General features: G+C 69.1%; 20 protein-coding genes. 13 read left to right on the top strand and 7 right to left on the bottom strand.

What is annotated here, in order from left to right; genetic code table 11:
• Position 1 precedes the first annotated feature (1 nt).
• Positions 2–487: a hypothetical protein gene (locus tag ACTJJP_RS16245; RefSeq protein WP_440776022.1), complete on the top strand. Its 486-nt coding sequence runs from the start codon at positions 2–4 to the stop codon at positions 485–487.
• 219 nt (positions 488–706) lie between these two features.
• Here the strand turns inward: ACTJJP_RS16245 and ACTJJP_RS16240 are convergent, their stop codons facing one another.
• Positions 707–1,144: a YybH family protein gene (locus tag ACTJJP_RS16240; protein ID WP_440776021.1), complete on the bottom strand. Its 438-nt coding sequence runs from the start codon at positions 1,142–1,144 to the stop codon at positions 707–709.
• A 74-nt stretch (positions 1,145–1,218) separates the two neighbouring features.
• Between ACTJJP_RS16240 and ACTJJP_RS16235 the strand changes: the two genes are divergently transcribed.
• The 5 genes from ACTJJP_RS16235 (at position 1,219) to ACTJJP_RS16215 (ending at position 4,331) form a co-directional block, all read left to right on the top strand.
• Positions 1,219–2,067 carry a PfkB family carbohydrate kinase gene (locus ACTJJP_RS16235; protein ID WP_440776020.1) on the top strand — a complete coding sequence of 283 codons (849 nt, stop codon included), beginning with the start codon at positions 1,219–1,221 and terminating at the stop codon, positions 2,065–2,067.
• Positions 2,064–2,990, top strand: a complete 927-nt coding sequence (locus tag ACTJJP_RS16230) for a nucleoside hydrolase (protein WP_440776019.1) — start codon at positions 2,064–2,066, stop codon at positions 2,988–2,990. Before ACTJJP_RS16235 ends, ACTJJP_RS16230 begins: the two co-directional genes overlap by 4 nt.
• 210 nt (positions 2,991–3,200) lie before the next feature.
• Complete coding sequence (locus tag ACTJJP_RS16225; protein ID WP_440776018.1) at positions 3,201–3,764, top strand: hypothetical protein; 564 nt, start codon at positions 3,201–3,203, stop codon at positions 3,762–3,764.
• Positions 3,765–3,804: 40 nt separating this feature from the next.
• Entirely contained in the window at positions 3,805–3,972 is a 168-nt protein-coding gene (locus ACTJJP_RS16220; RefSeq protein WP_440776017.1) for a hypothetical protein, read from the top strand.
• 74 nt (positions 3,973–4,046) lie between these two features.
• Positions 4,047–4,331: a TetR-like C-terminal domain-containing protein gene (locus ACTJJP_RS16215; RefSeq protein ID WP_440776016.1), complete on the top strand. Its 285-nt coding sequence runs from the start codon at positions 4,047–4,049 to the stop codon at positions 4,329–4,331.
• A 49-nt stretch (positions 4,332–4,380) separates the two neighbouring features.
• On the opposite strand, the gene ACTJJP_RS16210 is transcribed toward ACTJJP_RS16215, so the two are convergent.
• The 5 genes from ACTJJP_RS16210 to nrdH all read right to left on the bottom strand — a co-directional run bounded on the left by ACTJJP_RS16210 (position 4,381) and on the right by nrdH (position 8,944).
• Positions 4,381–4,905 carry a DUF4265 domain-containing protein gene (locus ACTJJP_RS16210; RefSeq protein ID WP_440776015.1) on the bottom strand — a complete coding sequence of 175 codons (525 nt, stop codon included), beginning with the start codon at positions 4,903–4,905 and terminating at the stop codon, positions 4,381–4,383.
• 178 nt (positions 4,906–5,083) lie between these two features.
• Positions 5,084–6,058 (bottom strand): class 1b ribonucleoside-diphosphate reductase subunit beta, encoded by a 975-nt coding sequence (nrdF, locus tag ACTJJP_RS16205; RefSeq protein ID WP_440776014.1) that lies wholly within the window; start codon positions 6,056–6,058, stop codon positions 5,084–5,086.
• A gap of 45 nt (positions 6,059–6,103) precedes the next feature.
• Entirely contained in the window at positions 6,104–8,260 is a 2,157-nt protein-coding gene (gene nrdE / locus ACTJJP_RS16200) for a class 1b ribonucleoside-diphosphate reductase subunit alpha (protein WP_440776013.1), read from the bottom strand.
• Positions 8,242–8,682, bottom strand: a complete 441-nt coding sequence (nrdI, locus tag ACTJJP_RS16195; protein ID WP_440776012.1) for a class Ib ribonucleoside-diphosphate reductase assembly flavoprotein NrdI — start codon at positions 8,680–8,682, stop codon at positions 8,242–8,244. The genes nrdE and nrdI overlap by 19 nt, the downstream gene beginning before the upstream one ends.
• A gap of 28 nt (positions 8,683–8,710) precedes the next feature.
• Positions 8,711–8,944: a glutaredoxin-like protein NrdH gene (gene nrdH / locus ACTJJP_RS16190; protein ID WP_055838040.1), complete on the bottom strand. Its 234-nt coding sequence runs from the start codon at positions 8,942–8,944 to the stop codon at positions 8,711–8,713.
• 511 nt (positions 8,945–9,455) lie between these two features.
• On the opposite strand from nrdH, the gene ACTJJP_RS16185 reads away from it, so the two are divergent.
• On the top strand, positions 9,456–10,661 hold the full coding sequence (locus tag ACTJJP_RS16185) for an MFS transporter (RefSeq protein ID WP_440776011.1): 1,206 nt from the start codon (positions 9,456–9,458) through the stop codon (positions 10,659–10,661).
• Between the two features lie 178 nt (positions 10,662–10,839).
• On the opposite strand, the gene ACTJJP_RS16180 is transcribed toward ACTJJP_RS16185, so the two are convergent.
• A complete protein-coding gene (locus ACTJJP_RS16180; RefSeq protein WP_440776010.1) occupies positions 10,840–11,244 on the bottom strand; it encodes a pilus assembly protein CpaE in 405 nt (134 codons plus the stop codon).
• Positions 11,245–11,316: 72 nt separating this feature from the next.
• On the opposite strand from ACTJJP_RS16180, the gene ACTJJP_RS16175 reads away from it, so the two are divergent.
• The 6 genes from ACTJJP_RS16175 (at position 11,317) to ACTJJP_RS16150 (ending at position 16,462) form a co-directional block, all read left to right on the top strand.
• On the top strand, positions 11,317–12,069 hold the full coding sequence (locus ACTJJP_RS16175) for an alpha/beta fold hydrolase (protein ID WP_440776009.1): 753 nt from the start codon (positions 11,317–11,319) through the stop codon (positions 12,067–12,069).
• A gap of 176 nt (positions 12,070–12,245) precedes the next feature.
• Positions 12,246–13,406: an acyl-CoA dehydrogenase family protein gene (locus tag ACTJJP_RS16170; RefSeq protein ID WP_440776008.1), complete on the top strand. Its 1,161-nt coding sequence runs from the start codon at positions 12,246–12,248 to the stop codon at positions 13,404–13,406.
• Positions 13,406–14,680: a DUF445 domain-containing protein gene (locus ACTJJP_RS16165; protein WP_440776007.1), complete on the top strand. Its 1,275-nt coding sequence runs from the start codon at positions 13,406–13,408 to the stop codon at positions 14,678–14,680. The genes ACTJJP_RS16170 and ACTJJP_RS16165 overlap by 1 nt, the downstream gene beginning before the upstream one ends.
• A gap of 77 nt (positions 14,681–14,757) precedes the next feature.
• Positions 14,758–15,102, top strand: a complete 345-nt coding sequence (locus ACTJJP_RS16160; RefSeq protein ID WP_440776006.1) for a gamma-glutamylcyclotransferase family protein — start codon at positions 14,758–14,760, stop codon at positions 15,100–15,102.
• A complete protein-coding gene (locus ACTJJP_RS16155) occupies positions 15,099–16,001 on the top strand; it encodes an agmatinase family protein (RefSeq protein ID WP_440776005.1) in 903 nt (300 codons plus the stop codon). The genes ACTJJP_RS16160 and ACTJJP_RS16155 overlap by 4 nt, the downstream gene beginning before the upstream one ends.
• Positions 15,998–16,462, top strand: coding sequence for a SixA phosphatase family protein (locus ACTJJP_RS16150; protein WP_440776004.1), 465 nt, complete (start codon positions 15,998–16,000; stop codon positions 16,460–16,462). The genes ACTJJP_RS16155 and ACTJJP_RS16150 overlap by 4 nt, the downstream gene beginning before the upstream one ends.
• Positions 16,463–16,638 lie beyond the last annotated feature (176 nt).

The following is a 16,638-nucleotide window of genomic DNA, read 5'->3' as shown; positions in this document are numbered from 1 at the left end:
CATGACCGCCGCGACCGCGAAACCCCTCGGCCACATCGCCGCCGAACGCATCAGCGCGGGGTGCTACGGCGCGCTGGTGTCGGCATCCACTCTGATCGGTCTCGGCGGCTCCGACCTCGGGGTGGTCGTCGCCGTCGTCGCGTTGACGAACGTCGTGTATTTCGCCACCCACGTCTTCGCCTACACGGTCGGCGACACGTCGACGGAGCGCCCCTCGAGGATCGTCGCCCACCACCTGCGCGTCAGCGCGCCGATGGTGTCGGTGACGTTCCTGCCGCTCCTCGTCGTGGTGGTGCTCGCCGCGTTCGGCGTCGACCTGTCGACGGCGCTGCTCTGGGGTGTCGGCGTCGCGATGTCGTACCTCGTCGTGGTCGCCACCGCGGGAGCGCGCCTGCGCGGCTCCTCCCTTCTGGGCGTCGCGCTGACGGCCGTCGGTGCGGCCCTGATGTCGGCCCTGCTGATCCTGGCGAAACTGCTGCTGCACTGACGACCCGGTCGTACGCTGCCAGCCCCGCGGGCGGGACCGGGCGGCGGGTCGCACGCCGGAGCCCCGCGGGCGGGACCGCGCGGAGGACAGTACGCCGCGGGCCCGCGGACGGAACCGCGCGACGGACAGCACACCGCGGGCTTGTAATCGGAACCGCGCGGCGGGCCGCCGCGGGCCCAGCCGTTCGGGAGCGGTCGGTGTCACAGACCTCGGCCGTCGTCACACGGCGGTCGTGGTGTGGTCGCCGTGACGGTGGACGATCCGCGAGACGTCGTCCTCGCGGCGCCAGACGTGCGTCACCCGCACGACGAACGGTCGGGGTGCCGCCCCGTCGACCGACAAGGTCCCCCGCTCGCGTCCGGCCGTCATCGCCCAGTCGTCGCCGACGAGCACGCGGTCGTACTCCGGCACGAGGGCTCCGTCGCGGAACCGTCGAGCCACCGCCCGCAGGGTCGACCGAACCTCCGCGGCGGTGGTCGCGTGCGTGCCGAATCCGCCCATCAGGGTGGCGTCGTCGGTCGGTGTCCACAGCGCCGCGAGCGGGCGAGGGTCGCCGTGGCCCATGGCATCCAGCGCTTCCGCAAGGGCGCGGAGCGCATCGTCGAACGTCCTCGGCCGCGCGGGGTCGGACGGTGCGGACGGGCTCTCGATCGTCATCCCCACATCGTCGCGGACCCCCCGCCGCCGCGCCACCGCCCCGTGGGCGACCGGCCGTGACAGGGTGGATTCTCGTGACCCCTCCTCCCCCGACGCCCGACCTCACCGTCGTCGGCGCGATCAACGTCGACCTCACCGCCCGCGTCGACCGAGCCCCCGCCGCGGGTGAGACCGTCGCCGACGGCGTGCTGCACCGGGGGCCCGGCGGCAAGGGCGCCAATCAGGCTGTCGCCGCCGCCCGGCTCGGAGCCGCCGTGCGGTTGATCGGTGCCGTGGGCGATGACGCCGAGGGGCGTGGCATCCGGGATCGGCTCGTCTCGGTCGGCGTGGACGCGTCGGGCGTGCAGACATCGGATGCCGCCACGGGCACCGCCCTGATCGTGGTCGACGCGACGGGCGAGAACTCGATCGTCGTGTGCGCCGGCGCGAATGCGGCCATCGACGCCGGGGCGCTCGACATCGAGCCGGGAGCGGCGGTGCTCATGCAGTTGGAGGTGTCGGATGCGGTCGTCTCGGCCGCCGCAGAGGCCGCCGGATTCTTCGCGCTCAATGCCGCGCCCGCGCGCTCGCTCCCCGCGGGGGTGCTCGAGCGCTGCGATCTGGTCATCGTCAACGAGACGGAGTACGCGCAACTGCCCGAGGTGCACGATGCGCCGCTGCTGTGCGTGACGCTCGGAGCCGAGGGCGCACGCCTGTACCGGCACGGAGAACTGGCGGCGTCCTCCCCCGGTGTCGCGACGACCGTCGTCAACACCGTCGGCGCGGGCGACGCCTTCTGCGCGGCGCTCGTCGTGGGTCTTCTGCGCGGCGACGCGCCCGAGGACGCGCTGGGGCGTGCGTGCGCGGTCGGTGCGGCGGCCGTCGCCGACGAGGCCTCGCAACCCGCGCTCCAACCGCTCGACGCGTACGGGGTCGTCGCGTGACCCGCCGCCCGATCCTCGTCGACTGCGACACGGGCATCGACGATGCCCTCGCGCTCGCCTACCTGCTCGCCGAGCCCGCGGTCGAGATCGTGGGCGTCACGACGGTGTCGGGGAACACGGATGCCGCCCGCGCGGCCGCCAACACCCTGTCGCTGTTCGATCTCGCCGGGGTGCACGACATCCCCGTCGCCGTCGGCGCGCACGACTTCCGCGACCGCGCGTACGCCGGGGGCGCCCCGCACGTGCACGGGGACGACGGGGTCGGGGGGATCGCGCTGACCGCCTCGGCCCGCGCGCACGACGCGCGCGCCGCCGTCGAGCTGATCGATCACCTGGCGTCGCGGCGTCCGGATCTCACCGTTCTCGCCCTCGGGCCCCTGACGAACCTCGCCGCATACGCTGAGGCTCCCGGGGTCGCCCGGTTCGAGCGACTCGTGGTCATGGGCGGCGCCTTCGCGCACTCGGGCAACGTCACCGCGTGGGCCGAGGCGAACATTCACAACGACCCCGAGGCCGCCGCCGTCGTGTTCGCGCAGGACTGGGACACCACCCTCGTCCCCCTCGACGTCACGATGACGCAGACCCTGGATGCCACCGACCTCGTGCGCCTCGAAGCGATCCCCGGCGCGCTCCCGCAGGCGCTGGCCGCGATGCTGCCGCTGTACCTCGACTTCTACGCCGGCCGCGTCTTCCCCGACCGGCGCTGCGCCCTTCACGATCCGCTCGCCGCGATGGTCGCGGCAGGTTCTCTTCGCGGGGTCAGCGTCTCGTCGGGCCAGGTCGAGGTGCGGCTCGAGCGCGGCGAGCGCGGGCGGACGGTGTCGCCGCGCGGCTCCTCGACGCAGCGGTGGGTGCGGGGCATGGAGGGGTCGGCGGTGGAGGTGCTGCTGGGCGCCCTCGAGGCGCGGGAGTGGCCGGGCTGATTCGGAACTTGCGCCCCTCGGCCGCCATCGCTTCATTGATGTTTGCAGCACCGACTTCGGCGAGTTTCAGGGCCCGATCTTGTGCCGCGCTGAGCGTGAGCAGAGAATCGGCTACGTCGACGCCTCCCGAGTGCGATGGGCCTAGCAGCAACGACGGCCAGCCATAGAGGGAAGGGCACCCTCAAGTTCTGGGTCCTGTACGGTCGGGCCATGCGTGATGGCTACAAGAAGATTCTGGCGGCCTCTTTCAGCATGCTTTCTGCTGGCTTCTTTGAACCATCCCACGCGGTGGCGCTGTTCATCGTCCTCAGAGAAGAAGCACCGAGAGGATCACTGCTGAGAGACCTCGGCGACATGATGGCTCATGACGACCGGGACCGAGGTCCCGCATTCGAATACATCGGTTCCTTCGCCTCGGGCCTCAGCGAGTACGTTCGCACCGGGCGGAAGCCCGCAGGTCCAGCAGTCGAAGTCCTTTACGAGATTCACGCGGTGATCGACGAGGTATGTGACGCCGCAGACTCGGTCGGAGTCACCCACGACCGTGCGACCATTCATGCAGCCTCTGACATTCTCGCGAACGCTCTCGGATACGCCCTTGATGGGACGTCTCTCAAAGTCGACGGCGGCCGCGTCATGGCCCAATTGTGGTTCGGAGGTCAAACTGACGAGGTAGCACTCCATCCTGTGAATCCAATGCCCGGCCCCATCAGCACTTGGATGCCCGACACCTCGATAGCTCTTCCGCTTTTTCGCGGCTTCTCAGGTGGGTGACACGATTGACTACTCATCGATTTGAACAAGTCGGAGCACAATGAGCACGGCGAGCGGGGGGCGGACCGTGTCGCCGCGCGGCTCCTCGACGCAGCGGTGGGTGAGCGGCATGGAGGGGTCGGCGGTGGAGGTGCTGCTGGGCGCCCTCGAGGCGCGGGAGTTAGCCGAGCTGAGTCGTCGCGGCGTGTCGCCCGTCAATCGACGGTGAAGCGCGGATCGCGGGCGTATTCCTGCTGACGTCGGGTCAGGGCGGCACGGACATGCGCGGAAGCGTCATCGCCGATGGTCGCGGCACTGACCGACCGCACGATCGAGCCGCTCCTGCGGGCCGTTACGGCCGAGATCCAGACGGATTCCGCACTCGCGACGCAGTACCGCGAGATGCTCCTGTCGGTTCAGATGTCGGCGATCGCCCATCGCCTCCTCCACGCCGGCGTCGCGGACCCCGACGAGTTCGCGGAACTGTTCGTCGAACCGATCTTGCACCGCTGGCTTCTGCGCTCCCATCCGTTCACCGCCGAGTGGATCGCGCGGCACGTCGCGCGGACGGTGCGGGCGGCGGGCTAGCGTCCGCGAACGCCGAGCAGATCAGTGCTGCGGCAACCCTTCAAGGCGGTCACTTCTCGGTGAGCGAGCCCATCTCCCACTCGAACGCGAGTTCACCGGCGTCGCGCTCGAGATGGTTCCGGATATCGCGAGAACGTTCCTCGGCGCAGGCCAGCGCGACGAGACGTTCGCTCCAGACGTCGACGAGGCAGCCTTGCTGGGCGTACGTCTCCGCGAGCTCTTTCCAGGTCGTGGCGCACTCATCGCCGAGCCAGACCCGGAACGTGGTGTACCCGCCCCTCGCGATGACCTTCGTGATGACCTGCGGACCTTCCGCAGACGCGACGACGCCCACCGTGTCTCCGTAGTGGATCCCGTAGACGTGTGTGGGAACGGCCCAGACTCGCGCGGTGTCATGCTCACTCATGGTCGCGTTGAGCGCTTCCCAGAATGTGCCGTTCGCCATCGGCCAGGTGGCCCATATCTCGCTGGTCGCCGCAGCGGACTCGGCGACGGGTGCGAGGTCCGTGCCCGTCCATCGCGTCACGAGACTCGGATGGCGACGGTAGAGGTCCTGGGGATGAGAGGAGGCCACTGCCCCATCATCCGGCAGAAATTGTGCGGAAGGATGCAGGGACGTTCCCGGTCACGGCCGGAAAGCCATCGCGGAACAAGACCGGCGCCCGCACCCTGCACCGGCGCCTCCGCTGCGACAGACGACAGGCCCGCCGTCGCGAGTGCGACGACGGGCCTGTCGATGATGTGGCGGACGATCAGAAGTCCCAGTCGTCATCCTCGGTCGCCTCGGCCTTGCCGATGACGTACGACGAACCCGACCCGCTGAAGAAGTCGTGGTTCTCGTCGGCGTTGGGCGAGAGCGCCGACAGGATCGCCGGGTTCACGTTCGTCACGGACGACGGGAACATCGCCTCGTAGCCGAGGTTCATCAGCGCCTTGTTGGCGTTGTAGTGCAGGAACTTCTTGACGTCCTCGCTCAGGCCGACCGAGTCGTAGAGGCTCTGCGTGTAGTGCACCTCGTTGTCGTAGAGCTCGTACATCAGCGAGAACGTGTAGTCCTTCAGGTCCTGACGGCGGGCTTCGTCGACGGTCTCGAGACCGCGCTGGAACTTGTAGCCGATGTAGTACCCGTGCACGGCCTCGTCGCGGATGATGAGGCGGATCAGGTCGGCCGTGTTCGTCAGCTTTGCCCGGCTCGACCAGTGCATCGGCAGGTAGAAGCCCGAGTAGAACAGGAACGACTCGAGCAGGGTCGAGGCGACCTTGCGCTTGAGCGGGTCGTCGCCACGGTAGTAGTCCATGACGATGCGCGCCTTCTTCTGAAGGAACTCGTTCTCGCTCGACCAGCGGAACGCCTCGTCGATCTCTTTCGTCGAGCACAGCGTCGAGAAGATCGACGAGTAGCTCTTGGCGTGCACCGACTCCATGAACGCGATGTTCGTGTACACGGCCTCCTCGTGCGGGGTGAGCGCATCGGGGATGAGCGAGACGGCGCCGACCGTGCCCTGGATCGTGTCGAGGAGCGTCAGCCCCGTGAACACGCGCATGGTGAGCGTCTGCTCCTCGGGGGTGAGCGTGTTCCACGACTGGATGTCGTTCGACAGCGGCACCTTCTCGGGGAGCCAGAAGTTGTTCACCAGACGGTTCCAGACCTCGAGGTCCTTGTCGTCTTGGATGCGGTTCCAGTTGATGGCCTGCACGTGGTTCAGCAGCTGCAGCTTCTCAGCCATGGCGTTCCTGCGTCCTCTATCGGTGTGTCAGTCGGGGTCAGTGGGTCAGAGCATGCACGAGACGCACTCGGTCATGTCGGTGCCCTCGAGCGCCAGCTGGCGCAGGCGGATGTAGTAGATGGTCTTGATCCCCTTGCGCCAGGCGTAGATCTGCGCCTTGTTGATGTCGCGCGTGGTGACAGTGTCCTTGAAGAACAGCGTCAGCGACAGGCCCTGGTCGACGTGCTGCGTCGCCGCGGCGTACGTGTCGATGACCTTCTCATAGCCGATCTCGTACGCGTCCTGGTAGTACTCGAGGTTCTCGTTCGTCATGAACGGCGCCGGGTAGTAGACGCGACCGAGCTTGCCTTCCTTGCGGATCTCGATCTTCGACGCGATCGGGTGAATCGAGCTCGTGGAGTTGTTGATGTACGAGATCGAGCCGGTCGGCGGCACCGCCTGCAGGTTCTGGTTGTAGATGCCGTGCGCCTGCACCGATGCCTTCAGCTCGCGCCAGTCGTCCTGCGTGGGGATCTGCACCCCGGCGAAGAGCTCCTTCGCCTTGGCCGTCTGCGGCGCCCACTCCTGGTCGGTGTACTTGTCGAAGAACTCCCCCGACGCGTAGGTGGAGTTCTCGAAGCCGTCGAAGGCCGTGCCGCGCTCGATCGCGAGGCGGTTCGACGCCCGCAGCGCGTGGAACAGCACCGTGTAGAAGTAGATGTTCGTGAAGTCGATGCCCTCGTCGGAGCCGTAGTAGACGTGCTCCCGAGCGAGGTAACCGTGCAGGTTCATCTGGCCGAGGCCGATGGCGTGCGAGCGGTCGTTGCCGTCTTCGATCGAGCGCACCGAGGCGATGTGGCTCTGCACGCTCACGGCGGTGAGGGCGCGGATCGCCGTCTCGACCGTGAGGCCGAGGTCGCCGCCGTCCATCGCCAGAGCGATGTTCATCGACCCGAGGTTGCAGGAGATGTCCTTGCCAATCTCTGCGTAGGACAGGTCTTCGTTGTAGGTGGTGGGCGTGTTGACCTGGAGGATCTCCGAGCACAGGTTCGACATGTTGATGCGGCCGGCGATGGGGTTCGCCTTGTTCACCGTGTCTTCGAACATGATGTACGGGTAGCCCGACTCGAACTGGATCTCGGCGAGCGTCTGGAAGAACTCGCGTGCGTTGATCTTCGTCTTCTTGATGCGGGGGTCGTCGACCATCTCGCGGTACTTCTCGGTGACCGAGATGTCGCCGAACGGCTTCTTGTAGACCTTCTCGACGTCGTACGGCGAGAAGAGGTACATGTCTTCGCCGTTCTTGGCGAGCTCGAACGTGATGTCGGGGATGACGACACCCAGCGACAGCGTCTTGATGCGGATCTTCTCGTCGGCGTTCTCACGCTTGGTGTCGAGGAAGCGCAGGATGTCGGGGTGGTGCGCGTTGAGGTACACCGCGCCGGCGCCCTGACGGGCACCCAGCTGGTTGGCGTAGCTGAAGCTGTCTTCGAGCAGCTTCATCACGGGGATGATGCCCGACGACTGGTTCTCGATCTGCTTGATCGGAGCACCCGCCTCGCGGATGTTCGACAGCAGCAGCGCGACGCCGCCGCCGCGCTTCGACAGCTGCAGCGCGGAGTTGATGCCTCGGGCGATCGACTCCATGTTGTCTTCGATGCGCAGGAGGAAGCACGACACGAGCTCGCCGCGCTGGGCCTTCCCGGCGTTCAGGAAGGTGGGGGTCGCGGGCTGGAACCGGCCCGAGATGATCTCGTCGACCAGCTGCACCGCGAGACGCGGGTCGCCGTCCGCGAGGGCGAGGGCGGTCATGACGACGCGGTCCTCGAAACGCTCGAGGTACCGCTTGCCGTCGAAGGTCTTCAGCGTGTAGCTCGTGTAGTACTTGAACGCGCCGAGGAAGGTCTCGAAGCGGAACTTCGCGCCGTAGGCGCGGTCGTTGAGCTCCTGGATGAACTCCATCGAGTACTTCGCGAGCACGGTCGGCTCGTAGTACTCCTTCTCGACGAGGTAGTCGAGGCGCTCCTTGAGGGAGTGGAAGAACACCGTGTTCTGGTTGACGTGCTGCAGGAAGTACTCCCGCGCGGCGCGCTTGTCGGCGTCGAACTGGATCTTGCCGTCGGCGTCGTACAGGTTCAACATCGCGTTGAGAGCGTGGTAATCCAGACCCTCGAAGCGCGCCTCGGTCTTGAAGTCCACGTCGGTCAGCTCAACTTCCACCATCGTTCCAATCCCTCGGTGACCCGCTCGACATCGTCGGGGGTGCCGAAAACTTCCAGCCGGTAAAGGTGCGGCACCGCGCACTTGCGCGCGACGATGTCGCCGGCGAGGCAGAATGCGTCGCCGAAATTCGTATTGCCCGCGGAGATGACCCCGCGGATGTTGCGTCGGTTCCGCTCCTCATTGAGGAACCGGATCACCTGCTTGGGGACCGCGCCCTTCTCGACGCCCCGGCCAGCACCCCCGCCGTAGGTGGGGGTGACAAGCACGAAGGGTTCGTCGATCTCGAGGGCCGGGTCGGTCGGAAGCAGCGGAATGCGCACGGCCCGCTTTCCGAGCTTCTCGATGAAACGTGCGGTGTTGCCCGACACGCTGGAGAAGTAGACCAGCAGCGGGGTCTCGGTCGCCGACATGACAGCGCTCATGACAGGGGTCTGAGAGCGTGTCGAGGGGTCAGGCGAGACGCGACGCCAGCTCGTCGATCTTGTCGGGACGGAAGCCCGACCAGTGGTCCTCGTCGGTGATGACGACGGGTGCCTGCAGGTACCCGAGCGACTTGACCTGCTCGAGTGCCGACGGGTCTTCGGACAGGTCGAGCACGTTGTACTCGATGCCCTTCGAGTCGAGTGCGCGGTAGGTCGCGGTGCACTGGACGCAGGACGGCTTGGTGTAGACCGTGATCGCCATGTCGTTCTCTCTTTCCCCTGGAAAATCGTCGTCCGGACGGGCAGGGCTCGCCGGGACCTCAATACTACATATGGGGACAGACATCGGAAGGCACCACAAGGGGTAGTAGTTACATCCGTGTGATTTTCCACCGTCTCTCCCCATGTACAACACAGGTTGTCCACGATTTCATCCACAGATCGGCCCCCTCTCGGCGTCTTGTTAACAGGCGCGATTCCGCGGTTGTCGCGGCGCCCGCCGGTGGTTGTCCACAGCTCGGACGGTAGACGGGGGTTCCGACATTGCACAGGGCGTCGATTTCCGTGACCGGCGTGTCGCGGCGTGTCGCGGCATCCGCTCTCCGAGGTCGCACGATCCGCGCGGGATCACCCCTTCCGCGCCACCACGGAGGCGCGATCTCGACTCGGTCGTGTGATCTCGGCGCACGCCCGCACGTGCCAGCCCGCACGAGCGAACGGACGAACCAGCCCGCGTCGGACCGCGTGTCGGAGGTCGGTTGTAGCGTGGTGCGGTGGCCGGCTACCGCGTACTCCTCAGAACCCCCGGCGTGGGGCGCATCATCGCCGCGCAGTTGACGGCACGTTTCCCCAACGGCATGACGAGTCTCGCGGTGCTGCTGCACATCGAACACGTCACCGGTTCGTACGGCGCGGCCGGTCTCGTCCTCGCCGCCACGAGCATCGGGCAGGCCGTCGCCGGTCCGGTCACCAGCAGGTGGATGGGCATCTGGGGCATGCGGCGCGTGCTCTCGGTGACGCTGCTGGTCTGTGCGGCCGCGATCGCGACCCTCGCCCTCATCGAGATGCCCCTGCCGCTCTACATGGTCCTCGGGCTCGTCGCCGGACTCTCGACCCCGCCGATCCAGTCGGCGGTGCGCACCATCTATCCAAAGATGGTGCCGTCGAAGCAGCTCACGCCGCTGTACTCGCTCGACGCCTCGCTGCAAGAGATCATCTGGGTGCTCGCGCCCGTGGTGATCACCCTCGTCGCCACGCAGGTCGGCACCGTTCCGGGTCTGCTGCTGGTGGTCGTCATCCTGCTCGGCGGCGGTGCGTGGTTCATCTTCAGCCCCGAGGTCGGCCGTGTCCGCATCCCGCGCAGCCGCCGCGCGCTCGGCCGCGTGCTCGCCAAGCCGCCCGTCATCCTCGCCACCGCGACCGGGTTCCTGCTCATCGGCGCGTGCGCGGCCGTCGAGGCCGGCGTCGTGGCGACGTTCGACCACGGCGGGCTCGAGGCGGGACTCATCCTCGCGGTCTTCGCCGTGGGCAGCCTCGCCGGCGGTCTCTCGTTCGGGCACATCCCCATCGGACCGTGGGCCATGGCCCGTCGTTTCGCGATCGTCGCCCTCGGCCTGTCATTGACCATCGTGTCGCTGAACGCGTGGTGGCTCGGGGCCACGTTGATCGTCGCCGGCGCCGGTATCGCGCCCGCCCTCGCGGTCATGTTCGCGATGACCTCGGCGAGCGTGCGCTTCAGCGAGACCGCCGAGGCCTACGGCTGGATCGGCACCGGTCAGCTCATCGGCGCGGCCGCGGGTTCCGCGGTCGCCGGCTTCCTCGTCGACGGCGTCGGTCCCACCGGCGCGTACGTCGCCGCGGCCGGCTTCGCGATCGCCGGGCTCATCGTCTCGGCCGTGTTCGTCCGCGGCTTCCCCGACCTGCGGCACCGCGACTCGAGCCCCATCCCCGACACCGAACCGGTCGAGACGATCACCTGATCAGATACCGCGGCGCGCGGCATCCCTTCTCTTCCTGACCGCGCCCACCACGACCGGGCGCGACCTGCCGGCGTACACGCCTCTCGGTTGGGGCGGATCACGCACGCCGGGGCGTGAACCATGCGCTCCACGCCGCCGAATGCGCCCCGAACCGGCTCACACCACGGCGCTGAGCGCCTCAGTGCGTGCGACGCAACAGCTCCAGCACCGCGAGGGCGTAGGCGTCGGCCGGCGCCGGGTGATCGAACACCAGCGTCGCCCCGCCGATCGAGATCTCGACCTCGTACGTGTCGGACAGCCGGCGCAGCGACCGGAACGTCGCGCGCAGCATCTCGCGCAGCTGCGACTCCGACGGCAGCCACAGGGCGTCCTCGGTGGCGACGGAGTCCAGCGCCCACTCCGTCGTGCCGTTGAAGGCGAGGATGCGTCCGGTCGGGTAGTCGCGGGGCTCGACGGTCATGTCGCTCACCGTGAAGACGTCGGCCTCGAACTCCGGCTCGTCCAACTGGAAGCGGTCGCCGGACCGCGGGTGCCACACGAGTCCCGCCGTGCGGAGCGCCTGAGCCATCTCGGTCGAGATCATGGCATCCATTCTGGGGGCGATCCGCCGGCCCGGGTCCGCGCACCCCGTCTCACCGGCGGAAGAATGGATGCCATGCCCGCACCCGTGACGCTCCCCCGCCTGTCGTGGGGCTCCCCCCGCGCCCCTCGCGCCCTGCTCGCCCACGGCCTCGGTTCGGACGGCGCCCTCATGTGGCGCTACGGCACGGCCCTCGCCGATGCGGGGTGGCACGCGGTGGCGGTCGACTTGCGCGGGCACGGCGTCGCACCCCGCGCGCTGGACTACTCCCTCGCCGCGTACGCGGCCGACCTCGCCGCGACGACACCGGAGGCGGATGCTCCGTGGGACGTCGTGATCGGGCACTCGCTGGGCGGCGCCGCGGCGACGATCGCGGCGGCGGGCGAGGTCGGGTGGACGCGCCGGCTCATCCTGATCGACCCGGCCATCGCGCTGTCGGACGACGACCGCGAGATCGTGCGGGTGAGCCAGGAGCAGGCGTTCGCCGACCCGAGCATCGAGGCGGTGCGGGCGGCTCACCCCGCATGGCATCCGATCGACGTGGAATTGAAGGCACGCGCCACCCGACGCGCGAGCCGCTGGGCGGTCGAGCAGACGAGCCTGCAGAACGCCGACTGGGACGTGCGGACCGCCGCAGCCGCGCTCGCGGTGCCCACGCACGTGATCGGCGCGGATCCGGCGGTGCACTCGATCTTCACGGGCGATCTCGCCGCGGAGGTGCTGCGTAATCCCCTGGTCACGATGAGCGTCATCGCGGGCGCCGGGCACTCCCCGCACCGCGATCGGCCCGAGGCGGCGGTCGCAGCGCTGCTCGACGCGCTGGCCTGAGAGCTGCGCGCTCGCTGCCCACCCGCAGCGGCGCCGAGGGGTCCGCGCGTGCCGAATCCCGCAGATGCACGCGGACCTCGCAGGCAGGCGCCCCGACCATTCGAGGAAGACGACTTTCTGGCGGACCGCTGTCACCCCCCGGCCCGATGCCGGTCGTCCCCCGCAGAATGGATGCCATGACCTCGTTCGATCCGGCTCGGTATCTGCCCGACGATCTCCTCGCGCGCATCCGCGACCGAGCGGCGGTGCACGACCGCGAGAACACCTTCCCCCACGACGACCTCGACGAGCTGCGCGCGGCGGGGTATCTCGGCATCCTCGTTCCGGAGGCCGCCGGGGGCGCGGGGCTGAGTCTCGCCGAGGCGTCGGTGCTGCAACAGCGTCTCGCGGGCGCGGCCCCGGCGACGGCGCTCGCGGTCAACATGCACCTGGTGTGGACGGGCGTCGCCAAGGTGCTGCGCGACCGCGGCATCGACGATCTCGCGTTCGTCGAGGAGGCCGCGGCGGCCGGCGAGGTGTTCGCCTTCGGCATCAGCGAGGCGGGAAACGACCTCGTGCTGTTCGGCAGCGACACGACCGCCGAGCCCGACGGAGAGGGCGGCTACACCTTCACGGGCACCAAGATCTTCACCTCGCTGTCCCCCGTGTGGCAGCACCTGGGCGTGCACGGCCTCGACTCCACGTCATCCGACGGGCCGAAGATGGTCTTCGCCTTCCTCGACCGCAGCGACGCGGTCGTCACGCGCGACGACTGGGACACCCTCGGCATGCGCGGTACGCAGAGCCGCACGACCGAGCTCCGGGGCGCCCACGCCTCGGCCGCGCGGGTCGTGCGGAGGATCGATCCGGGCCCGCAGCCCGATCCGCTGGTGTTCGGCATCTTCGCGGTCTTCGAGATCCTGCTGGCCTCGGTCTACACCGGCATCGCGCGGCGCGCGCTCGACCTCGCCGTCGAGGCGGCCATCTCGCGGCGGTCGAAGAAGACGGGCACGACGTACGCGAACGATCCCGACATCCGCTGGCGGGTCGCCGACATGGCTCTCGCGTACGAGGCCCTCCCCCCACAACTCGACGCACTCGCGCGCGACGTCGACGGCCTCGCCGACCACGGCCCTCGATGGTTCTCGCTGCTGTCGGGTGTGAAGCACCGAGCCGTCACCACCGCGAAAGACGTCGTCGACGATGCGATCCTCGTCGGGGGCGGCGCCGCGTACTTCACGCGCAACGAGCTCAGCCGCCTCTACCGGGACGTCCTGGCCGGCATGTTCCACCCCTCCGACGCCGAGTCGGCCCACTCGACCGCCGCGTCCGCGTGGCTCGGACCGGTGACGGCCTGATGGCCCGCACCCCCACGGCGGCGCTCAGCCCCGCCGACCAGGAGCGCCGTCGCGCCCTGCGCGTGATGAAGGGCGTCGCGCTGGGCGCCCTGCTCGGCATGGCGGTCGTCTTCGCGATCTCGTTCTCGCTCCAGCGCGAGGTGGAGTGGCTGCAGTACGTGCGCGCCGCCGCCGAGGGCGGCATGGTCGGCGCGCTCGCCGACTGGTTCGCGGTGACCGCACTCTTCCGGCACCCTCTCGGCCTCCCGATCCCGCACACGGCGATCATCCCGCGGCGCAAAGACGAGATCGGCCGCCAGCTGGGCGAGTTCGTCGAGACCAACTTCCTCGAGGGCGACGTCGTGCGGGCCAAGCTCGAGTCGACTCCCCTCTCGGCGCGCGCGGGCGCGTGGCTGGCCGACCCCGCACACGCCGATCGCGTCGCCGCCGAGGCCGCGACGCTGGCGTCGAGCATCCTCACCGCGCTCGACGACGACGACGTACAGGGCCTCATCGAGGATCTCGCGCGCGAGCACCTGCTGTCGCCCGACTGGGGTCCGTCGATCGGCGGATGGCTCCAGCGGGTCGTCTCCTCCGGTGCCCACCACGGCGCGGTCGATCTCGCCCTCGACAACATCGCGGTCTGGCTCGGCAACAACCGCGACACCTTCCAGGGTCTCGTGTCGCGGCGTCTGCCGGCGTGGGTTCCGGGCGTCGCCACCCGCCTCGTCGACGACACCGTGTACCGCGAGGCCGTGCAGTTCGTCGACGCCGTGCGCGCCGATCCACGGCACCAGGCGCGCGGCGCGATCGACGGCTACCTCGCGCGGCTCGCCGACAATCTCCAGAACGACCCGGCCACCATGGTGCGCCTCGAAGAGGCCAAGGCGGCGATCTTCGACAGCCCGCGGGTGCGCCAGCTCGCCGCCGACGCCTGGAACACGGCCAAGACGGGCCTGCTGCGCTCGCTCGCCGACCCCGAGAGCGGTCTGCGGAAACGCGCCTCGGCCGCCCTCGCCGAGGTGGGCGCACGCCTGCAGCGCGACGAGACGCTGCAGAAGCGCGTCGACGGGTGGGTGACCGACGCGGCCGTCTTCGTCGTCGGCCGCTACCGTCACGACATCGCATCGATCATCACCGACACCGTCGAGCGGTGGGATGCCGAGGAGACCACCGAGAAGATCGAACTCATGGTCGGCCGCGACCTGCAGTACATCCGCTTGAACGGCACGATCGTCGGAGCTCTCGCCGGTCTGGTGATCTTCACCGTCGCCCATCTCGTCTGGGGTCCATGAACGACGTCGTGGCCGGTAAACGAAGGGCCCCGCGTCGCACCACCGCGCGCCGTGGGCGGGTGAGTACTCTGAGCCTCGTGAGCGACGGTTCGGGGGCCGCGGAGTCCCTCTTCACCTACGGGGTCCTTCAGGCGCCCGACGTGCAACTCGACACATTCGGCCGCCTCCTGCACGGCGACGACGACACCCTGTCCGCCTTCCGCCTCGACGACGGCGACGAGCGGGGCGTCCCGGCCGGGGGCGCCCACCGCCGCCGCATCTTGCGTCACACCGGTGACCCGCTCGATCGCGTGTTCGGCACGGTCGTGCGCCTGAGCCCCGACGAACTCGACGCGGCCGACGAGTACCTGATGTCGGGGTCGCGCCGCATCTCGGTCGTCCTCGAGAGCGGTCTGAGCGCCTGGGTCTACGTGGGCGCATGAGCGCGCTCTCGGTGGATCCGCTCTGGCCACGAGCGGGGGGCTGGCCCGCGTCGACACGCGAAGAAGCACCGGATGCCGTTCTCCTCGGTGTTCCCGCATGGCGCACCTCTCTCTCGCCGACGGGCGCGGGTGAGACACCCGCCGCCGTGCGGGAGGCCCTGCGCCGGTACTCCCCCACGATCATTGGCCCGCCACCCCTCGACCTGAACGCCGTGCTGCGCATCGCCGACGCCGGCGACGTCGACGAGCCCGACGGGCGGGAGGGCGAAGCGCGCGTCCGCGACGCCGTGGCCGAGCTCGCCTCCGCACGACTGCTGATCGCGCTCGGCGGCGACAACTCCGCGACCTACGCCGTCGCACAGGGTCGACGCTCGCGCGGGCTGATCACCCTCGACGCGCACTTCGACCTGCGCGACGGAGAATCCAACGGCTCGCCCGTCCGTCGACTCCTCACCGAAGGACTTGATCCGCGACGCGTCGTGCAGATCGGCATCGCCGACTTCGCCAATTCCGCGGCCTATGCCCGGCGCGCGCTCGAGGCGGGCATCACGGTCATCACCCTCGACGAGGTCCGCCGCCGCGGCACCCCCGCTGTCGTCGGCGACGCCCTGCGCATCGCGGGTGGCGGCGACGAGGGCTCCCGCGACGGCATCCACCTCGACATCGACGTCGACGTCTGCGATCGCTCCGTCGCGCCCGGCTGCCCGGCCAGCGTTCCGGGCGGGCTCGCCGCGTGGGAGCTGCGGGCACTGGTGCGCGGGGTCGCCCGCGACCCCCGCGTCGCCAGCGCCGACATCGTCGAGGTGGATGCCACGGCCGACACCGTCGATGCCCGCACCGTACGACTCGCCGCGCTCTGCGTGCTCGAACTCCTCGCTGGATTGGCGGAAAGACCATGATCCAACTCGTCCTCGCGCGCCACGCGAAATCCGACTGGGCCGACGAAGGCCTCGATGATCACGACCGCCCCCTCAACGATCGTGGGCAGCGGGACGCGCCCTCGGTCGCTCGCACCGTCCAACGCGCGGGGGTGCGTCCCGCCGTGATCCTCTCGAGCTCGGCCGTGCGAGCGCGGCAGACGGCCGAGGCGTTCGCGGAGGCCTTCGAGGTCGAGGTCGTCGAACGGCCCGAGCTCTACCTCGCTGCACCCGACGGTCTGCTCGAGGCCGCCCACGCCTCCGGTGTCGACGAAGTGATGCTCGTCGCGCACGATCCCGGCATGAGCTCGTTGGTGTCGCGACTGGCTGATCGCGACGAACGCATGGTGACGTGCGCGGTCGCCGTCTTCACCTGGCACGACGGCACCTGGGACGACGTCGACCAGACGCCGCCCGACGAATTCGACCTCTACACCCCGTAGACCCACCGGGTCGCCCCCCGTTTCGGGCGACGACGAGGCACGTCATCGCCTCCGAGGTCTCGCGCCCGCGACAACGGATGCGCTCGGGGAATCAGCGTTTCGTCATCCGTCCGACATCTGACGCGCTCTTGCGGCGAACATCCGTCTGATAGAACTGGAGACAACCGACGCGGCCG

The sequence above is a fragment of the Microbacterium sp. 22296 genome (assembly GCF_052045385.1).
Taxonomy (GTDB): domain Bacteria; phylum Actinomycetota; class Actinomycetes; order Actinomycetales; family Microbacteriaceae; genus Microbacterium.
The sequence above is the reverse complement of the archived record's forward strand: the minus strand, read 5'-3'. Positions and strand labels throughout refer to the sequence as shown.